This is a genomic window from Stenotrophomonas maltophilia group sp. RNC7, from assembly GCF_030910085.1.
In the GTDB taxonomy this organism is placed as follows: Bacteria; Pseudomonadota; Gammaproteobacteria; order Xanthomonadales; family Xanthomonadaceae; genus Stenotrophomonas; species Stenotrophomonas sepilia.
Genome location: NZ_JAVFVN010000562.1, coordinates 1 through 838 on the forward strand (window position 1 = coordinate 1; position 838 = coordinate 838).

Consider the following 838-nt stretch of genomic DNA (forward strand, 5'->3'; position numbering starts at 1 on the left):
CCTTGCCTTTCGAGACCGCAACCTGTCCTTCCTTGTCGCCGCCGAACGTGCTGGAAGCCGGAACGCCAATTAGGAACACCCCGACTGCATCACCGGTTGCGGCCTCGTTCTGCTGCTTGGACAGGCTTGCAAGCGTATTACGCTCTTTTACCAGTTCGCTGGCCAATGCCTGGCAGCTCAGATTGGTATAGGCGGCCATCGGAATATCGACCGGCACAATTGCATCTGGACGCTTTGCGCAAGCGACAGAAACAGCGCTGAGAGCCAGCGCAACGACAATCTTCAATTTCATGAAAGTGCTCCCCTTTACCCGTTCCGATTTCTGGCAAAGGAGAGCGCCGTCGTCAATATGCTGCTTTGGTATTAGTTAAGTCTGCGCTCGCTTGCGATCTGCTCTTGCTAATAGGCTCTCTAGAACGTTCTCGTCATGGTCAGGCAAATCGGTGAAGTAGGCGTCGAGTTTGTACCGATCCCAGACAACGCGCCCATCGATCCGCTTTCCTCTGGGCATCCGCCCGTCCTTTACAAGCTCATCGAATTTTGTTGTGCCTACGCCGATATATCGTGCGGCTTCCTCACGGTTCAGTCCGCGTGGTGGATAGGCAAAAGCATCGCTCTTACTCATTTCCTTGTTGCCCGCTTGATCCGCATCTCTTCAATTCTGCGTTCAAAATCGGAGGTGTCAACGAACTCGGCTCTGGTTCGAGAGTTTGGCAAGACAAACCGCTCAACAGCACTCCTGCGTCGGTTCTTGAAGTCTTCGATGTCGGCGGGATCGTATCGCCGTGTTTCCCTCGCTGATCCATTGCCGATATTTATGTACCGTATCTCGCCAGAT

The 838-nt window shown here is 53.6% G+C and carries 2 protein-coding genes; one reads left to right on the top strand and one right to left on the bottom strand.

The window, feature by feature from the left end:
• The coding region (locus RCF13_RS10830; protein WP_308141160.1) for a hypothetical protein at positions 1–292 on the bottom strand (292 nt) is incomplete at its 3' end.
• Between the two features lie 135 nt (positions 293–427).
• Between RCF13_RS10830 and RCF13_RS10835 the strand changes: the two genes are divergently transcribed.
• A partial coding sequence (locus tag RCF13_RS10835; RefSeq protein WP_308141161.1) for a hypothetical protein occupies positions 428–838 on the top strand: 411 nt, incomplete at its 3' end.